17 protein-coding genes are annotated in these 15,944 nt (G+C 63.0%); 9 read left to right on the forward strand and 8 right to left on the reverse strand.

What is annotated here, in order from left to right:
- The first annotated feature begins 22 nt into the window (after positions 1–22).
- Positions 23–439, forward strand: a complete 417-nt coding sequence (locus HQ843_RS26345) for a hypothetical protein (protein ID WP_180900433.1) — start codon at positions 23–25, stop codon at positions 437–439.
- A 94-nt stretch (positions 440–533) separates the two neighbouring features.
- On the forward strand, positions 534–1,790 hold the full coding sequence (locus HQ843_RS26350) for an aminopeptidase (protein WP_180900432.1): 1,257 nt from the start codon (positions 534–536) through the stop codon (positions 1,788–1,790).
- Between the two features lie 75 nt (positions 1,791–1,865).
- Here HQ843_RS26350 and xseA read toward each other — a convergent pair whose 3' ends face one another.
- Positions 1,866–3,326, reverse strand: coding sequence for an exodeoxyribonuclease VII large subunit (gene xseA, locus HQ843_RS26355; protein WP_180900431.1), 1,461 nt, complete (start codon positions 3,324–3,326; stop codon positions 1,866–1,868).
- 124 nt (positions 3,327–3,450) lie between these two features.
- Between xseA and HQ843_RS26360 the strand changes: the two genes are divergently transcribed.
- Genes HQ843_RS26360 through HQ843_RS26370 form a run of 3 tightly spaced genes read left to right on the forward strand, consistent with a single transcriptional unit; the run spans position 3,451 to position 5,397 of the window.
- Complete coding sequence (locus tag HQ843_RS26360) at positions 3,451–3,714, forward strand: spike base protein, RCAP_Rcc01079 family (protein ID WP_180900430.1); 264 nt, start codon at positions 3,451–3,453, stop codon at positions 3,712–3,714.
- Positions 3,711–5,069, forward strand: coding sequence for a phage head spike fiber domain-containing protein (locus HQ843_RS26365; protein ID WP_180900429.1), 1,359 nt, complete (start codon positions 3,711–3,713; stop codon positions 5,067–5,069). The genes HQ843_RS26360 and HQ843_RS26365 overlap by 4 nt, the downstream gene beginning before the upstream one ends.
- Positions 5,062–5,397, forward strand: a complete 336-nt coding sequence (locus tag HQ843_RS26370) for a hypothetical protein (protein ID WP_180900428.1) — start codon at positions 5,062–5,064, stop codon at positions 5,395–5,397. The genes HQ843_RS26365 and HQ843_RS26370 overlap by 8 nt, the downstream gene beginning before the upstream one ends.
- 55 nt (positions 5,398–5,452) lie before the next feature.
- Here HQ843_RS26370 and HQ843_RS26375 read toward each other — a convergent pair whose 3' ends face one another.
- Entirely contained in the window at positions 5,453–6,442 is a 990-nt protein-coding gene (locus tag HQ843_RS26375; protein ID WP_180900427.1) for a Gfo/Idh/MocA family protein, read from the reverse strand.
- Positions 6,443–6,581: 139 nt separating this feature from the next.
- Between HQ843_RS26375 and HQ843_RS26380 the strand changes: the two genes are divergently transcribed.
- Both HQ843_RS26380 and HQ843_RS26385 read left to right on the forward strand, forming a co-directional pair.
- Positions 6,582–7,532: an aldo/keto reductase gene (locus HQ843_RS26380; RefSeq protein ID WP_180900426.1), complete on the forward strand. Its 951-nt coding sequence runs from the start codon at positions 6,582–6,584 to the stop codon at positions 7,530–7,532.
- The gene (locus HQ843_RS26385; RefSeq protein ID WP_180900425.1) at positions 7,529–7,981 is read left to right on the forward strand and encodes a GNAT family N-acetyltransferase; all 453 of its coding nucleotides are present in this window, start codon (positions 7,529–7,531) and stop codon (positions 7,979–7,981) included. The genes HQ843_RS26380 and HQ843_RS26385 overlap by 4 nt, the downstream gene beginning before the upstream one ends.
- A gap of 12 nt (positions 7,982–7,993) precedes the next feature.
- On the opposite strand, the gene upp is transcribed toward HQ843_RS26385, so the two are convergent.
- The 3 genes from upp to HQ843_RS26400 form a co-directional block, all read right to left on the reverse strand.
- On the reverse strand, positions 7,994–8,623 hold the full coding sequence (upp, locus tag HQ843_RS26390; protein WP_180900424.1) for a uracil phosphoribosyltransferase: 630 nt from the start codon (positions 8,621–8,623) through the stop codon (positions 7,994–7,996).
- A gap of 98 nt (positions 8,624–8,721) precedes the next feature.
- Positions 8,722–9,684 (reverse strand): adenosine deaminase, encoded by a 963-nt coding sequence (locus HQ843_RS26395; RefSeq protein ID WP_180900423.1) that lies wholly within the window; start codon positions 9,682–9,684, stop codon positions 8,722–8,724.
- Positions 9,681–10,901, reverse strand: a complete 1,221-nt coding sequence (locus HQ843_RS26400) for a phosphopentomutase (protein ID WP_180900422.1) — start codon at positions 10,899–10,901, stop codon at positions 9,681–9,683. Before HQ843_RS26400 ends, HQ843_RS26395 begins: the two co-directional genes overlap by 4 nt.
- 178 nt (positions 10,902–11,079) lie before the next feature.
- Here HQ843_RS26400 and HQ843_RS26405 point away from each other — a divergent pair, with 178 nt between their 5' ends.
- Complete coding sequence (locus HQ843_RS26405; protein WP_180900421.1) at positions 11,080–11,247, forward strand: hypothetical protein; 168 nt, start codon at positions 11,080–11,082, stop codon at positions 11,245–11,247.
- Here HQ843_RS26405 and HQ843_RS26410 read toward each other — a convergent pair.
- The 3 genes from HQ843_RS26410 to HQ843_RS26420 all read right to left on the reverse strand — a co-directional run bounded on the left by HQ843_RS26410 (position 11,232) and on the right by HQ843_RS26420 (position 14,088).
- Positions 11,232–11,993, reverse strand: a complete 762-nt coding sequence (locus tag HQ843_RS26410) for a Stf0 family sulfotransferase (protein ID WP_180900420.1) — start codon at positions 11,991–11,993, stop codon at positions 11,232–11,234. The two genes, HQ843_RS26405 and HQ843_RS26410, sit on opposite strands and share 16 nt — an antisense overlap.
- Positions 11,994–12,074: 81 nt before the next feature.
- Positions 12,075–13,307: a Zn-dependent hydrolase gene (locus HQ843_RS26415; RefSeq protein ID WP_246710229.1), complete on the reverse strand. Its 1,233-nt coding sequence runs from the start codon at positions 13,305–13,307 to the stop codon at positions 12,075–12,077.
- A gap of 250 nt (positions 13,308–13,557) precedes the next feature.
- A complete protein-coding gene (locus HQ843_RS26420; RefSeq protein ID WP_180900418.1) occupies positions 13,558–14,088 on the reverse strand; it encodes a DUF4142 domain-containing protein in 531 nt (176 codons plus the stop codon).
- 290 nt (positions 14,089–14,378) lie between these two features.
- On the opposite strand from HQ843_RS26420, the gene HQ843_RS26425 reads away from it, so the two are divergent.
- A complete protein-coding gene (locus HQ843_RS26425) occupies positions 14,379–15,938 on the forward strand; it encodes an ABC transporter substrate-binding protein (RefSeq protein ID WP_180900417.1) in 1,560 nt (519 codons plus the stop codon).
- Positions 15,939–15,944 lie beyond the last annotated feature (6 nt).

Consider the following 15,944-nt stretch of genomic DNA (forward strand, 5'->3'; position numbering starts at 1 on the left):
CACAACAAGCGGAGCAATCAATATGCGTGAGCCTGAAAAAGACCCGGAACAATGCCGCGTACGCCGGGATGCGGAAATTATGATCAACGAGCGGATCAAGAACAGTCTTGAGGTTTATAGAAATGCTGCTGAACTTCACGAGAAAGCAAAAACGGCCAGAGCCGATGCTCAAAATGAAATATACAAACTCCAGGCGTTGCAGGCAGCCGCTGCGGCGGCAGGCACAGCCCCTCATCCAGGATTGCGGACCGGCAGCAGTATAGCGGGAATAGCGCTGGATGTGATGATCACTCGAGCCGAAGAGAAGCTGCGCCTTGGCGATGGTGAGTACATGAAAACCAAAGCCCAGATGGAGGCCGCCAAACAAGCCCATGCAGATTGGCAAGACCGACTGACCGAGAATGCCAAACAATTGCGTGCATTGAACTGCGTCATTTAAAGCCGGGATATCCCCAAAAAGCCGTGACTGCTTCAATTCCGTCGCAAAACGCATTAGACAGGTTCCGACAATTGCAAATCCATGCGAGGCGACGATGAACGTTCAGACACGGCTTCCCCATCCCATCGATCTGGAAAAACTCGAAAAACTGGCCGAGGTCGCCGTCAAGGTCGGCCTCAACCTTGCCGAGGGGCAGGACCTGGTGATGACCGCGCCGATCGAGGCGCAGCCGCTGACCCGGCTGATCAGCCGCCATGCCTATCAGGCCGGCGCCGGCGTGGTGACCACGCTGTTTTCCGACCCGGAGGCGACGCTGGAACGGTTCGAGCACGGCCATGACGCGAGCTTCGACAAGGCCGCGGACTGGCTCTACGAGGGCATGGGCAAGGCGTTCGGCAATGGCGCGGCGCGGCTTGCGATCGCGGGCGACGATCCGATGCTGCTTGCCGCCCAGGATGCCGACAAGGTTGCCCGCGCCAACCGCGCCATGTCGACCGCCTACAAGCCGGCGCTGGAGAAGATCGCGGGGTTCGACATCAACTGGAACATCGTCTCCTACCCGACGCTTGCCTGGGCGAGGACGGTATTCCCGCAGGACCCCGACGCGATCGCCGTCGCCAAGCTCGCCAAGGCGATCTACGCCGCATCGCGGGTGGACCGGCCCGACCCGGTCGGCGCGTGGCGCAAGCATAACGAGAACCTGCATGCCCGTTCCGCCTTTCTCAACGCCAAGCGGTTCTCGGCGCTGCACTACACCGGCCCCGGCACCGATCTGACGATCGGGCTTGCCGATGATCACGAGTGGCATGGCGGCGCGTCGATGGCCAAGAACGGCATTATCTGCAACCCGAACATCCCGACCGAGGAAGTGTTCACCACGCCGCACCGGCTCAGGGTCGACGGCCATGTCTCGTCCACCAAGCCGTTGTCCCACCAGGGCACGCTGATCGATGACATCCGCGTCGAATTCAGCGAGGGCCGCATCGTCAAGGCTTCCGCCGCCAAGGGCGAAGCGGTGCTGAACAAGGTGCTCGACACCGACGAGGGCGCCCGCCGGCTGGGCGAGGTGGCGCTGGTGCCGCATTCCTCGCCGATCTCGGCCAGCGGCATCCTGTTCTACAACACGCTGTTCGATGAGAACGCCTCGTGCCACATCGCGCTCGGCCAGTGCTATTCGAAATGCTTCCTCAACGGCGACACGCTTTCGCCCGACGAGATCGCGGCGCGCGGCGGCAATTCATCGCTGATCCATATCGACTGGATGATCGGCTCCGACAGGATCGACATCGACGGGATCGACGCCGACGGCAATGCCACGCCGGTGATGCGCGGCGGCGAATGGGCCGAGTAGGCAACACTCCCAAACCTTCCGGACAATAATCTCCCCCCTTGAGGGGAGAGATTGTGGGCGGCAAGGCTGCGGTGACTAAAACAGGCTGCCCTGAGTGGGCGGTTTGGCGGGGATTTTTGGCTTTTTCTTAGGCTTTGGTGCAGGCGGGGCCTCCGACGGTGTGCCCCCCTCGCCCGTCACCGCCTTTACCCTTCCGTCGGCAAACTCGATCTCGACCGGCGCGCCGGACTGGATTCCAGCCGCGCGCGAGACCGGGCGGTTGTCCTGATCGCGGATCACCGCAAAGCCGCGCGCCAGCACATTGCGGTAGGACAGCGAGTTCAGCACCCGCTGCTGGCCGGCGATGGCGGCGCGATGGGTCTTCAGGCCGGCATCGACCGCGGTTGCCGCCCGGCGCGAAAGCACCGCTACCTTTTCACGGTCACGCGCGATCATCATCGTCAGGCGCTGGGGCGTTGCCGAAAGGCCGGAGGCGCTGCGCTCAAACGCCCGGCGCTTGTTGATGGTATTGAGTTCCAGCGCGCGGGTGCTTCTCAGCGCCGCCTCATCGAAGCGCCGTCGCGGCAGGGCCAGCAACTGATCGAGCGACGGCAGGCCGCGGACAAGCCCGGTCAGCGTCTGCCGGCGGAAATCCATCACCCGGGAAACGGCGCTTGCAAGCCGGGCTGCGAGACGGGCCTGATCGGCGACGAGGTCGGCCTTGACCGGCACGGCCCGTTCGGCCGCCCCCGTCGGCGTCGGGGCGCGGTAATCGGCGGCGTGATCGATCAGCGTCCAGTCGGTCTCGTGGCCGACGGCGGAGATCAGCGGGATCTTGCTTTCGTATGCCGCCCGCACCACCGCCTCGTCATTGAAGCCCCAGAGATCTTCCAGCGAGCCGCCGCCGCGCGCGACGATCAGCACATCGGGCTGGCGCACGGGAGCGTCGGGGCCGAGGGCGTTGAACCCCCTGATGGCGGCGGCGACCGCATCGCCCGAACCATCGCCCTGGACCTTCACCGGCCAGACCACGACATGGACCGGAAAGCGATCGGCAATGCGGTGCAGGATATCGCGGATCACCGCCCCGGTCGGCGACGTGACCACACCCACGACACGCGGCATGAACGGCAGCTTCTTCTTGGCCGCCTCGTCGAACAGGCCCTCGGCAGCGAGCTTCCTGCGGCGCTCTTCCAAGAGCGCCATCAGCGCGCCGGCGCCGGCAGGCTCCAGCGCCTCCACCACGATCTGGTATTTCGAAGCGCCGGGGAAGGTGGTGACCTTGCCGGTGACGATCACTTCCATGCCCTCTTCCGGCTTGATCTTCAGCCCGGAAAATACGCCGCGCCAGATGACGGCATCGATCCGGGCGCGCTCGTCCTTGATCGAAAAATAGGCGTGACCCGAGGAATGTGGTCCGCGGTAGCCGGAGATTTCGCCGCGCAGGCGAATCCGTTCGAACCGGTCCTCGACCGTGCGTTTGATCGATCCGGAAAGCTCCGAAACGGTAAATTCCGTCAGGTTTGTCGCCGATTCGGCGTCGAAGGGATTGCTCATGGCTTTCAGTCTACCCGATCCGCGTTTCCGTTGCACAATCGAACCTGTTTTCTCCCCGCAAATCCCCGCGGCGCGCGCGGCCCGCAGAATTAGGGCCGGTCAACGCAAGCCAAGGAGACGCGTCATGACAGACAGATTTGCATCCCGCCACGCAACGCTCACCAGCCCGGCCTATGACGGGTTCCCGATCACCACCGACGACGCCGAACCGGTGCTGGAGGTTACTCGCGCACTCTATGTCGGGATCGCCGGAGATCTTACCGCGACCTTCGCCTCCGGCGAGACCGTTACCTTCCAGAACGTGTCCGCGGGCACGATCCTGCCCATCCGCGTCAGCCATGTCCTGGCCACCGGCACCACGGCAGATGCGCTGGTGGGACTGATATGAGACTGGGCGTCTCCATCGCGGCCAGCGGCGGCAGGCAACCGACGCCATTCTGGAGCGCCCCCGTCTATCTGGCGACCGCCGCGGATGGCAGCAACCAGCACGGCCCGGCCGCCATCCTCGACCTCCGTCAGGACCGTTTTGCCCTGTCGGGGGTGCCGGCAGGGGATGTCCCCCTGGCCTCGACGGCGGCGCTCACGGCTCTGTCGGCAAGGCAGCTCACGGATATTCTGGGCTTCACCCGCGCAGGCTCCGCCACCTATATCGATGCCGATGGCCTGCTCCAGCTGGCTGCGGCCGATCAGCCGCGCTTCGATTACACCCATGGGCGGCGTCAGTTGTTGCTGGAGGGGCCCGCGACGAATTTGCTGACCTATTCGAATGATTTGACCAATGCCGCATGGCTGAAGACCCGGGTCTCGGCTGCGAAGGCCGAGACCGGCCCATCCGGCGCACCCGATGATGCTTGCGCCATTGTCGCAGCCCCGGAGGCGGGAAGCCATTACATCTATCGGCCGGTCACATTTTCCGCCCAGCCCTACACCCTGACGCTGCGCGTGAAATACGCAGGCCATCGATGGTTTTACGTCCGCCTCTACGACGGATCGAACCTTCCTCTGGCCTCTTTCGATCTTCTCAACGGCGTAGCCGGGAACACGTCCGGGGCGGTTGCCCGCACGATGACGGCGGACGAAAACGGGTTCTACAAGATCACCGTGACCGCGACGATGACGGCCGGGACCGGCAATGTGCTCTTAGGCCTGAACGCGACGGACGCAGCCGGCATTGACGGCTGGACGCCGACCGGGGCGGAAAAAATCATCGTCTACGGAACCCAGCTGGAGGCTGGCTCCCATTCCACCTCCTACATTCCGACCAATGGAACAACCGTCACCCGACCCGCCGACAGGGCGCAATTGGCGGAGCCCGTTGCCGCACTGCTGCGGCGCGAGGAGGCGAGTGTGCTGGTGCAGGGCGAAGGAATTTCCGGCTCATCGCCATTTACCGGCGGCAGGCTATTGAGCGGGCCAGACGGATCAGACGCAGTTTACCTACTGAACACACTCGGCACATCGATCAATGCCGCATCCCCAGTTATGGAACTCGCGACAGTAGCAGCGCCTTTGCCTGGCTTCGGGATCGCGGCGGGCTGGGACGGCTCCACTTTGAGTGGGAGTTACAACGCAGGAGCCGTGCAGAGCAGGTCCGGTATGCAAGAGGCGGTTTTGTCGACCGCGTATCTTGGGCGCAACGAAACGGCCATTGCCTTCGCGGCCGGCTGGTATGACCAACTCATGATCTGGCCGTTCCGGATGACGGACGCCGATCTTCAGGCAAAGGCGGTGGCTTATGCATGATGCTTTTCTGAAATTCACCGATCACGCTGAAGCGCTCGCCGCATTCGAGGCTCTCGGCCTCCAGCTCGATGCACTCGCCTATCACGACACGGACCTTCCGGCAGGCATGCTGATCGTCAAGGCGGTGGGTTCTGCCTGTGACGGCCTGGTCCATGGGCCGACCGGCGAAAGCGAAACCGATGCCGAGGGCTTCGAGTATCCGGTGACGGCGGCCGTGCCGGGCTTCCACGTCAATATCCGGCTTGCCGATGGCGCGGAACTTCCCGAGGCGCTGTCGGCCTTCCTGGTCGCGCCGCAGCCGGAAACGCCGAGTGAACGGTTCGCATAGTAGGCAAGTGGCCATGGCCTCACGGCCATGGCGCGGCGGACGGATGCGCTGAAGCTCAGACCTCCGTCCAGCCGCCATCGGCATTGCCGGCCCGGTAGACGGCATCGATGAAACGCTGGTTGCGCACCGAATCCTCAAGCGTGAACACCGCCTCGTCCGCGCCCATTGCCGCCTTCGCAAAGGCCTCGACCTCGCATACATATTGCCGGCTGTCCTGGAAGCGGAAGGCCCGGGTTTCGCTGTGGTTGCGGTTGGAGAGCAGCACGGTTTCCTCGCCCCAGCGGTCGGCATTGAACGGCGATACCACCTCTATCAGGCCCTCCGTTCCGTGAAAGGCCATGGATTGGCGATTGGCGAGCTGGGTGGAGATGTAGAAGCTCAGTTCAAAGCCCGGAAATTCCGCCCGCACCGAGGCATAGATATCCGTGCCGAACTTTTCGTCATAGCGCACTGTGGCCTGAACGCGCGCAGGCTCCCGGCCCGTGGCAAAGCGGGTGGTGACCGTCGGATAGACGCCGATATCGGGCAGACCGCCGCCGCCGAGTTCGGGAATGTTGCGCATATTGGTCTCATCGCGCAGGAAATAGGTGAAAGCGCCCTGCACATGGACGAGTTCGCCGATCGCGCCTTCCGCAAGCAGCGCCCGGACCTTGCGCCACACCGGCGTATAGGTGACCATATAGGCCTCGCTGACCAGCACCTTGTTGCGGTCACGCGCGGCGATCACGGGCGCGATGTCGTCCGCCTTCAGCGCCAGCGGCTTTTCCACCAGAACATGCTTTCCCGCATCCGCCGCCTTGATCGCCCATTCGACGTGCTGGGAGGTCGGCAGCGGGATATAGACGGCGTCGATCACGTCGCTTGCCAGCATCTCCTCATAGGAACCGAAGGCGTGGGGCGCGCCGAAGCGCTCGGCCATTGCTCGCGCACGGCCGATATCGCGGCTCGCGATGGCCGCAAGCACACAGTTTTCCGCATCGACAATTGCCGGCACGACCAGTTCGCGGCCGATCTTGGCCGTCGACATAATTCCAAAACGCAACATCGGGTCTCCTCACCTTTTTCGCGGGCCAGCATAAAAACCGGACGCGACCAGCGCAAGCGTTGCATCGCGGCGATTGCAAAGCATAGACTGGGCGCTATCTAGAATGCTGCACCGCCTTTTAACCATGCCGGAGGAAATCATGCATAAACGAATTCTGGGCCGCACCGATATCGCCATTGGGCCGGTTGTGTTCGGGGGCAATGTTTTCGGATGGACGGCGGACGAGCAGACCTCGTTTGCCCTGCTCGACCGCTTCGTCGATGCCGGCTTCAACGCTATCGATACGGCGGACGTCTACTCGAAATGGGTGGATGGCAACCAGGGTGGAGAGTCCGAAACCATCATCGGCAACTGGCTGAAGCGCGGCGGCGTCAGGCGCGAGGACGTGGTGATCATCACCAAGGTCGGCTCCGAAATGGCGCCGGACAGGAAGGGGCTCGGCGAGGGCTGGATCACTCAAGCCGTGGAGGAATCGCTGAAGCGACTCGGGACCGACTATATCGACGTCTATCTGGCCCACTGGCCGGATGAAAACACGCCCTATGACGAGACCATCGGCGCTTTCACCCGACTACGGGAACAGGGCAAGGTCCGCGCGATCGGCGCTTCAAATCTCGATGCCGGGCAGCTTGGCGAGGCGCTGGCAGTGGCCGCGCATACCGGGCGGGCGGGCTATGACGTACTCCAGCCGGAATATAATCTCTACGCCCGCGCAGCCTTCGAGGGCGCGCTTGCCGACCTATGCGTCGAGCACGATATCGGCGTCATCACCTATTTCAGCCTCGCCTCCGGCTTCCTCACCGGAAAATACAAATCGGCCGATGAGACGGAGGGGACCGCGCGCGGCGGCGGGGTCGCCAAATATTTCGACGACCGCGGCCGCCGGATTTTGAAGGCGCTGGAACAGGTCAGCACCGAAACCGGCGAGCATCCGGCCTCGATCGCGCTTGCCTGGCTGATGACACGACGCGGCGTCACCGCGCCGATCGCCAGTGCCTCGAAGCTGGAACAGATGGAGAGCCTGATCCGGGCGCCTCAACTCGAACTTTCCGGCGAGCATCTGCAGATCCTTCAGGAGGCGGGCGAGTGACCGCCGCCGTGATCCGCTCGGCCGCACCCACCGACAAGGCCGCATGGCTGACGCTCTGGCAGGGCTATCTGGCGTTTTATGGCACTGAGCTGGACGAGGCGGTGACCGCGATGACCTGGAGCCGGATCATTGATCCGACAAGCCCGGTCTTCACCCGTCTTGCGGTTGTCGATGGCGTGATCGCGGGCTTTGCGACCTGCATCCTGCATCCGCGCACATGGGCGGTGGAGCCGGCCTGCTATCTGGAAGACCTGTTCGTCGACCCCGCAAGCCGGGGCAGCGGCGTCGGCCGCGCGCTGATCGATGACCTGATCGCGACCGGCCGCCGCGATGGCTGGACCAATCTCTACTGGCACACCAATGACGACAACGCCACGGCGCGCCGGCTCTACGACAGTTACGACAAGGCCGACGGCTTCGTCCGCTACCGGCTGCCGCTGCGAAAATGACGGCCGAGGCCGCTATTTCGTGCCGTACATCCGGTCGCCGGCGTCACCCAGGCCGGGGACGATATAGCCCTTTTCGTTGAGATGGCTGTCGATCGCCGCGGTGTAGACCGCGACATCGGGGTGCGCCTTGCGGAAATTCTCGATGCCCTCGGGGGCGGCCAGCAGGCAGAGGAAGCGGATATTGGTGACGCCGCGCTCCTTCAGCCGGTCGACGGCGGCGATCGAGGAGTTGCCGGTCGCCAGCATCGGATCGACGACGATCACCAGACGCTCGCCGATATCCTCCGGCGCCTTGAAGAAATATTCGATCGCCTCCAGCGTTTCATGATCGCGATAGACGCCGATATGGGAGACGCGGGCAGACGGCACCAGATCGAGCATGCCTTCCAAGAGACCGTTGCCGGCGCGCAGGATCGAGGCGAACACCAGCTTCTTGCCTTCCAGCACCGGCGCTTCCATCGTCGTCATCGGCGTCTCGATGGTTTCCATGGTCAGTTCGAGATCGCGGGTCACCTCGTAGCACAGCAGCGTCGAAATCTCCCGGAGCAGACGCCGGAAGCTCGCCGTCGAGGTTTCCTTCTGCCGCATCTTGGTCAGCTTGTGCTGAACCAGGGGGTGATTGATGACCGTTACGCCGTCCATGGTGTCTTCCCGTCCTTTATGCAGTGAAGCTGTTTATGGCGCAAAAGGCTTGCGCCCGGCAAGCATCGCGCCAACGAAAGCGTCCGGTTTTCACTGTTTCAGCCCGAAAGCCGCGTAAGCAGCCGTTTGCGGGTCGGTTCATCGACGAAGGCGGCCTCGATCGCCGTCCGCGTCATCGTGTCGATTTCTTGCCGCGAAAACCCCATCTCGTCGCGGGCAGCTTCGTATTCGCGGGCAAGCGAGGTGTGGAAGAACGGCGGGTCATCGGAATTGAGCGTGACTTTCACCCCCGCATCGAACAGCCGGCGCAGCGGATGGGCCGCCAGATCCGGATAGACGGAAAGCGCGATATTCGAGCCCGGACAGACTTCCAACACCACGCCCTCATCGGCAAGCCGGCGCACCAGATCCGGTTCCTCGATGGCCCTGACGCCATGGCCTATCCTGTCGGGCCGGACGCAATCGAGCGCATCGCGCACCGAAAACGCGCCGCAGACCTCGCCCGCATGAATGGTGATGCCGAGCCCGCCATCGCGCGCGATATCGAAGGCGCGGGCGAAATCGGCAACCCGGCCCATGCGCTCGTCGCCGGCCATGTTGAAACCGGTCAGCAGCGGAAAATCGCAGGAAACGGCATAGCGCGCGGCTCCCTCCACCTGCTCCGGCCCCATATGGCGCTCGCCGATCATGACCATGCGCGCCTCGATGCCGGTCTTTTCGCGCGCGGCCTCGATGCCGGCGGTGATCGCCCGCATGTAGCCATCCTTCGACAGGCCGGCGGACAGGCCCTGTTCCGGGGATACGAACAGCTCGGCATAGATCGTGTTCGCCGTGGCCAGTTCGCTCAGATAGGCTTCGGCAAGGGCCGCGAAATCCTCCTCCGAGCGGAACACGTTCGCGATTGCCGCATAGCAGGCGATGAAACTCGAAAAATCGTGCCAGACATAGCGTCCGCCGCTCAGATGGCGGGAAAGGTCGATGCCGTATTTTTCGGCAAGCCTGCCCGCCAGCGCCGGCGGCGTTGCCCCTTCGATATGACAATGAAGTTCGGCCTTGATCACAGAAACGACCTCCCGTTCGTGCCGGGCGCGAGGCCCAGATGCGCCGCGATGCTCTCCCCGATATCGGCATAGCTGTCGCGCACGCCGAACGAACCAGGCCTCAGCCCCGGGCCGAAGACCAGCACCGGCACACGCTCGCGGGTATGGTCGGAGCCGCGCCAGGTGGGATCGCAGCCGTGATCGGCGGTCAGCACCACGATATCGCCGGGCTTCAGCCGTTCGGCGATATCGTTGATCCGGGCGTCGAAGGCCTCGAGGGCTGCGGCATAGCCCGGCACATCGCGGCGATGGCCGTAGAGCATGTCGAAATCGACCAGATTGGTGAACACGAGATCACCGTCATCCGCTTGCGCTATCGCCTCGAGGCTGGCATCGACCAGCGCTTCGTTGCCATCGCCCTTGTAGAGCCGGGTCACCCCCTTGCCGGCGAAGATATCGGAAATCTTGCCGACCGCCAGCACCTTGCGCCCGGCCTCGCTCACCCGGTCGAGCAGGGTCCTGTCCGGCGGCTCGATCGAGAAGTCGCGGCGATTGCCAGTGCGCTTGAAGGTCTCGGCGGTCTCGCCGGCGAACGGGCGGGCGATGACCCGGCCGATATTGTAGGCATAGGTCAGTTGGCGCACGACGGCGCAAAGCTTCATCAGCCGGTCCAGCCCGAAGTGATATTCATGGGCGGCGATCTGGAACACGCTGTCGGAGGAGGTGTAGAAGATCGGCCGCCGGGTCCAGACATGCTCCTGACCATAGCGCTTGATGATCTCGGTGCCCGACGCGTGGCAATTGCCGAGACTGCCGGAAATGCCGGCCTCGGCGTAGATCGCCTCCAGGAGTTCCCGTGAAAAACAATCCGGCCCGTCGGGGAAATAACCCCAGTCGAACATCACCGGCGTGCCGGCGATCTCCCAGTGGCCTGACGGCGTGTCCTTGCCGCGCGAGACCTCGCTTGCCGCGCCGTAGCGGCCCAAGAACCGCTCGGACCGCTCCATGCCGGCCGGATAATTGCCGCTCGCAAGCTTCGCCGCCTCGATGAGCCCGAGTGCCGCCATATTGGGAAGCCGCAGCGGGCCTGAGCGCAGCCCTTCCCGGTCGCCGAGCCCGGCGGCGCAGAATTCGGCGATATGACCGAGCGTATCGGCGCCAAGATCGCCATAGGCGCGGGCATCCGGCGCGCCGCCGATGCCGAAGGAATCAAGAACGTAAAGAAAGGCGCGAGCCATGCGGTCCATTCCATATGATGCGTTTACGCATGTCTATCGCCTGCCCGACGGCTTGGCAAACCATCGGTGATAACGCGTTGCGGACACGCGAAATCCGAAACGGGAACACGTCCCGGCTGATATGTGTTTTATCAAATAGTAACCATGTATTTTAACGCCGCGAGAAGGCAAGCGCGCCATGATGACCGTCACCGAAGCAGCCAGAGCCAGAACCGTCATGCCGCAAAGATCTGAACGCCGCAACGCCTTCGGTCAGAGCGCCGAATTCGCGCTTATCGCCGGCGTCGTGCTGGCGGCGATCATCGCGGTCGGCTTTGCGGCCTTCCGGTTTTACTCGGCGATCTGAAGGCGCAGCCTTTCCGCCCATTCGTCATTGACCCGATCGGCGATCTTCCTGACGCCGGGCGAAGCGGCATCCGCCGCGCGCCCGCCAAGGCTGAGCGCCAGCAAGACGGTGCGTAGCGTCTCACGCGGTGAATGGGACAGCGCATCGTAATCGAGCCGCAGCGGTTCTATGTTCTCGCGCGAAAACCAGGCCTCCCATTCGCGCTCATAACCCGTCATCGTGTCGTGCCATTTCATCAGCGCCGGGCCGTCATAGACCGGCTCGCGGTGCGGGGCGGTGCGCTCCAGTTCACCGCCGTCCGGCGCCACATGCCACAGCCCGGTCTGCTCCGCCTTCACGCAGGAGACAGCCTGGGCGACCTTGTCGGCGCGCGACAGATAGATGAACAGCGTGCGTCCGAACGCCGCCTCGACGCGGCTCACGTCGGAACCGAGGCCGGGATGAAGAACGGCGAGTTTTTCCGTGAAATAATCGAAGCTGCCGCGCTGCAGGCGGAGGCCGAACATGCCGGTATCGCCGCTGCCTTTGGCGATTGCCGCGGCGAACACGCGGGCGAGCGCCGCCCGTTCATGCTCGCCTTCGATTTCCGCAACGCCGTGGCTTTTCTGCCATGCGGCGAGCGACGGTCGGTGAAAATGGGAATCGGGATTGCCGCTGACGCCGGTGGCGGCAAGCAGCTTGCAAAGCAATGTGCTGCCGCTGCGCGGCGAGGTGCAGATGATGTAGCTATCGTATCGGGCGGTCATGGCAGCTATCTATGGCGGCTATCTCTTGCAGCGATTGCACGGCCTGCATAGCACCATGCCGCTTCACCGACCACGGCTTTGTCAGCCCGCGCAAAGCCGCATCAATGCCGAAAGCATCAAGCGCGCGCCCTTTTCGATATCCGCCCATTCCGAATGCTCTTCCGGCGCATGCGAAATACCGTTGCGGCTCGGCACGAAGATCATCGCCGACGGGCAGAGCGCCGTCATCATCTGCGCGTCGTGGCCGGCGCCGGAAATCATCCGCCGCGCCGGGAGGCCGAGCCTACGCACCTCGGCCTCCAGCGTGTCGATCAGGCCGCGATCGAAAGCGACCGGAGCGATGAAACTGTTTTCCGCAATCGACAGACCAAGCCGATGTTTTTGCGCCACGGCCTGCGCGACCTCCGCGAACCGCGCCTGAAGCCCGCGCATGACACTTTCCGCGGCATCGCGGATGATTACGGTAAAGACCGCCTCGCCCGGTATGGTGTGCGGATGATTGGGGGAAAGCTCGACCTTGCCGATCGTGATGCGGGCGTCTGCGGAGCCCGAGGCCGCGATCATAGCCGGGATTTCGACGGCGATTTCGGCCAGCCCCGCAAAGGCATCGGCGCGCATATCCATCGGCGTGGTGCCGGAATGATTGGCGATGCCGCCGAGCCGCACCTGAAGATTGACGATGCCGGTAGCACCCTCCGGCAGTCCGATGGCGATGCCTTCCCGCTCCAGCACGGGGCCCTGCTCGATATGCAGTTCGAGAAACGCCTTCACCGAGCCTTTCGGCCGCGCCGAGGCGAGCACCGCCTGCGGATCGAGCCCCTTCGCGGCCATTGCTTCGCTGAGCAATAGCCCATCGGCGTCGGCCGCCGCGCCCAGCCATTCCGGCGTGACCAACCCGGCTATTGTCTGCGAGCCGAGCATGCCGCCAAAACGGCCCTCCTCCTCGCTGGTCGCCACCACCTCGACCGGCACAAGCGGCCGGACGCCCGCTTCCTTCATCGCCCGCACGCATTCGAGCGCGACGGCAACGCCGAGCGCACCGTCGAAAGCGCCGCCATCGGCGACCGTGTCCAGATGGGAGCCGACCATGATCGAAGGCGCATCCGCCGCGCCGAAACGCCCGAACACCGAATTGGCGCCGTCCCGGCTGACGATCAGCCCATCCGCCGCCATCGCGCGCGCGAACCAGTCCCGCACGGCCATATCCGCATCGCTGAAGCCGATCCGGTTGAAGCCGCCGCCTTGCGCGCGCCCGAAGGCATTGATGCCGTCGAGCAGGGTTTTCAGCCGCTCGCTGTTGATCCCGGGTCTCATTCCGCCTCCCTTGCTGATCAATTCATTATGATAAATATCGCGATATCGCAAATTCTTCATAATAAATAGGACCGCATGGCGTCGGAAGCGGTTTCACGGGTTCCGGCCCCGCCGGACGTTCTCCGGTGGGGCGGCCTCCATGCCGAGACCTAGAGTCTGTCAGGTTCAAATCGAACCAGACAGACTCTAGATTTATTTGTTTTCGTTTGTCTTTTCGGGAAAACCGGATTCCACTTTTCCCTGACAAACTCTAGAATGCGAGATCGGTGTGAGCCGTGTGGAGCATGTTGAGATGGGAGGCGATCAGCGGTACCAGAACGGTAGCAACCGTCTTCTGAACGCCTTGATGCGATGCGTTTTCCGCCTCGCGTTTCTGCACCGTGAGAAGCGATTTGTGATTATCGATCTGGTGCTGGATATAAGCCAGGTCGAAGGCGGGGCCCGGGTCCATCCGGTCGAGCGTATCGACCATTTGCGACAGCGTATCCGGGCGCGTGGGTCTCGAAGCGCCGGCATTCAGAAGCACGCCGGCAATCGCCTGGGCCTCCTCGGATTCCAGTTCGGCGAACTTGTAGACCACCGGGTGCACCGCCTTCCTGGCGGCCAGCTCGCTGATATCGCAGGAAAACAGATCGAGTTTCAGCGTCTGTTCGGCGTAATCCTCCGGCGGCTCATCCGCCAATGCCGAAACCGAGGCCGAAACCGAGGCCAGTGCGGTCATCGCCGCCGTCACGGCTCCGCCGATGAAAATATTGCGGCGGCATAACGCGATCGAAGTCATGTTCATTGCCTTTCATCATCGTCCATCAGCTTTCATGTGAGCCCCGCTCACAGTCATTGTCAGAGTGGGCTGCTAGTTGGCGATTTGAAGGCGGAATGCCTTTGTCATGGATCTCCGGATGCTCGCGGCCACCTGTTCGCCTCTGCCGCACCATCGCCTTAAATAATTGAAAAATTTGGATTTAGGGAAAATTCCCAGCTGCGCCATCTGGAATTATCATAATCAATCCTTGTCAATTACAAATTTTTCATAATTAATTAAGAAAACCACCAACAGAGGAGAACCGATCGATGAAACGCCTTCTCGCAGCCGCGCTGGCTGCCGCGTCGCTCGCCTTCGGCGCGCCGGCGATCGCCCAAACGCCACCCAATGTTCTGATCGTCGGCCAGATCGCCGAACCGAAATCGCTCGACCCCGCCACCGACACCGCCGTCAACGACTTTCGCATCCTCGTCAACATGTATGACGGCCTGGTGCGCTACAAGGACGGCACGCTTGAGGTCGAGCCTGCGCTTGCGACAAGCTGGGACATTTCGGAAGATGGCAAGACCTACACCTTCAAGCTGCGCGAGGGCGTGAAGTTCCACGACGGTTCGGATTTCAACGCCGAGGCGGTGAAGTTCAACTTCGACCGCATGCTGAACGAGGACAACGAGTATTACGACACCGGCCCGTTCCCGCTCGCTTTCTTCTTCTCCTCGATCGACACGGTCGATGTCGTCGACGACATGACCGTGAAGTTCACGCTGACCGAACCTTACGCGCCCTTCCTCTCCAACCTCGCCTATCCGACCGGCCTGATCGTGTCGCCGGCGGCGGTCAAGGAATACGGCAAGGATTTCGGCCGCCACCCCTCCGGCACCGGCGCGTTCAAGTTCGAGGAATGGGACCCGAACGCCAAGGTGGTGGTGTCGAAGAACGCGGACTACTGGGACGGCGCGCCGCCGCTTGAGGCCGTGGTGTTCCGTCCGGTCACCGACGCCAATACCCGCGTTGCCGAGATGCTTTCGGGCGGTCTCGACGTGATGGTCGAGGTGCCGCCGGATGCGCTCTCGCAGTTTTCCGGCAATGACAATTACAAGGTCTATGAGCAGGCCGGCCCGCATGTCTGGTTCCTGATCCTGAACATGAAGGACGGCGTCTTCGCCGACAAGAAGATCCGCCAGGCCGCCAACTACGCGATCAACAAGGAAGCCATCGTCAACGATATCCTGCAGGGCACGGCCGACGTCGCCGCCGGCCCGACGCCGCCGGCTTTCGCCTGGGCCTATGACGACAGCCTGTCGCCCTACCCCTACGACCCGGAAAAGGCCAGGGCGCTGCTTGAGGAAGCCGGCTATGACGGTTCGGAACTGACCTTCTACGTCACCGAGGGCGGTTCGGGCATGCTGGAGCCGCAGGCGATGGCGACCCAGATCCAGGCCGATCTCGAAGCTGTCGGCATTCCGGTCAAGATCGAGACCTATGAGTGGAACACCTTCCTCGGCAAGGTCAATCCCGGCCTCGAAGGCAAGGCAGACATGGCCGAGATGGCGTGGATGACCAACGACCCGGACACCCTGCCTTATCTGGCGCTGCGCAGCGAAGCCTTCCCCGACAAGGGCGGCTTCAACTCCGGCTATTACGCCAATCCGGAAGTCGACAAGCTGCTGGAAGAAGCCCGCACGTCCACCGATCAGGCAAAGCGCGCCGAACTCTACAAAAAGATGCAGGCGATCGTGCAGGACGACGCCCCGTGGGTGTTCGTCGCCAACTGGAAGCAGAACGCCGTCACCAAGGCGAGCGTGGAAAACTTCAAGCTCCAGCCGTCGTTCTTCCTGCTGCTGCAGAAGGTCGCCAAGCCGAACTGATCGGCT

The sequence above is a fragment of the Martelella sp. NC20 genome, assembly GCF_013459645.1.
Classification (GTDB): Bacteria; Pseudomonadota; Alphaproteobacteria; order Rhizobiales; family Rhizobiaceae; genus Martelella.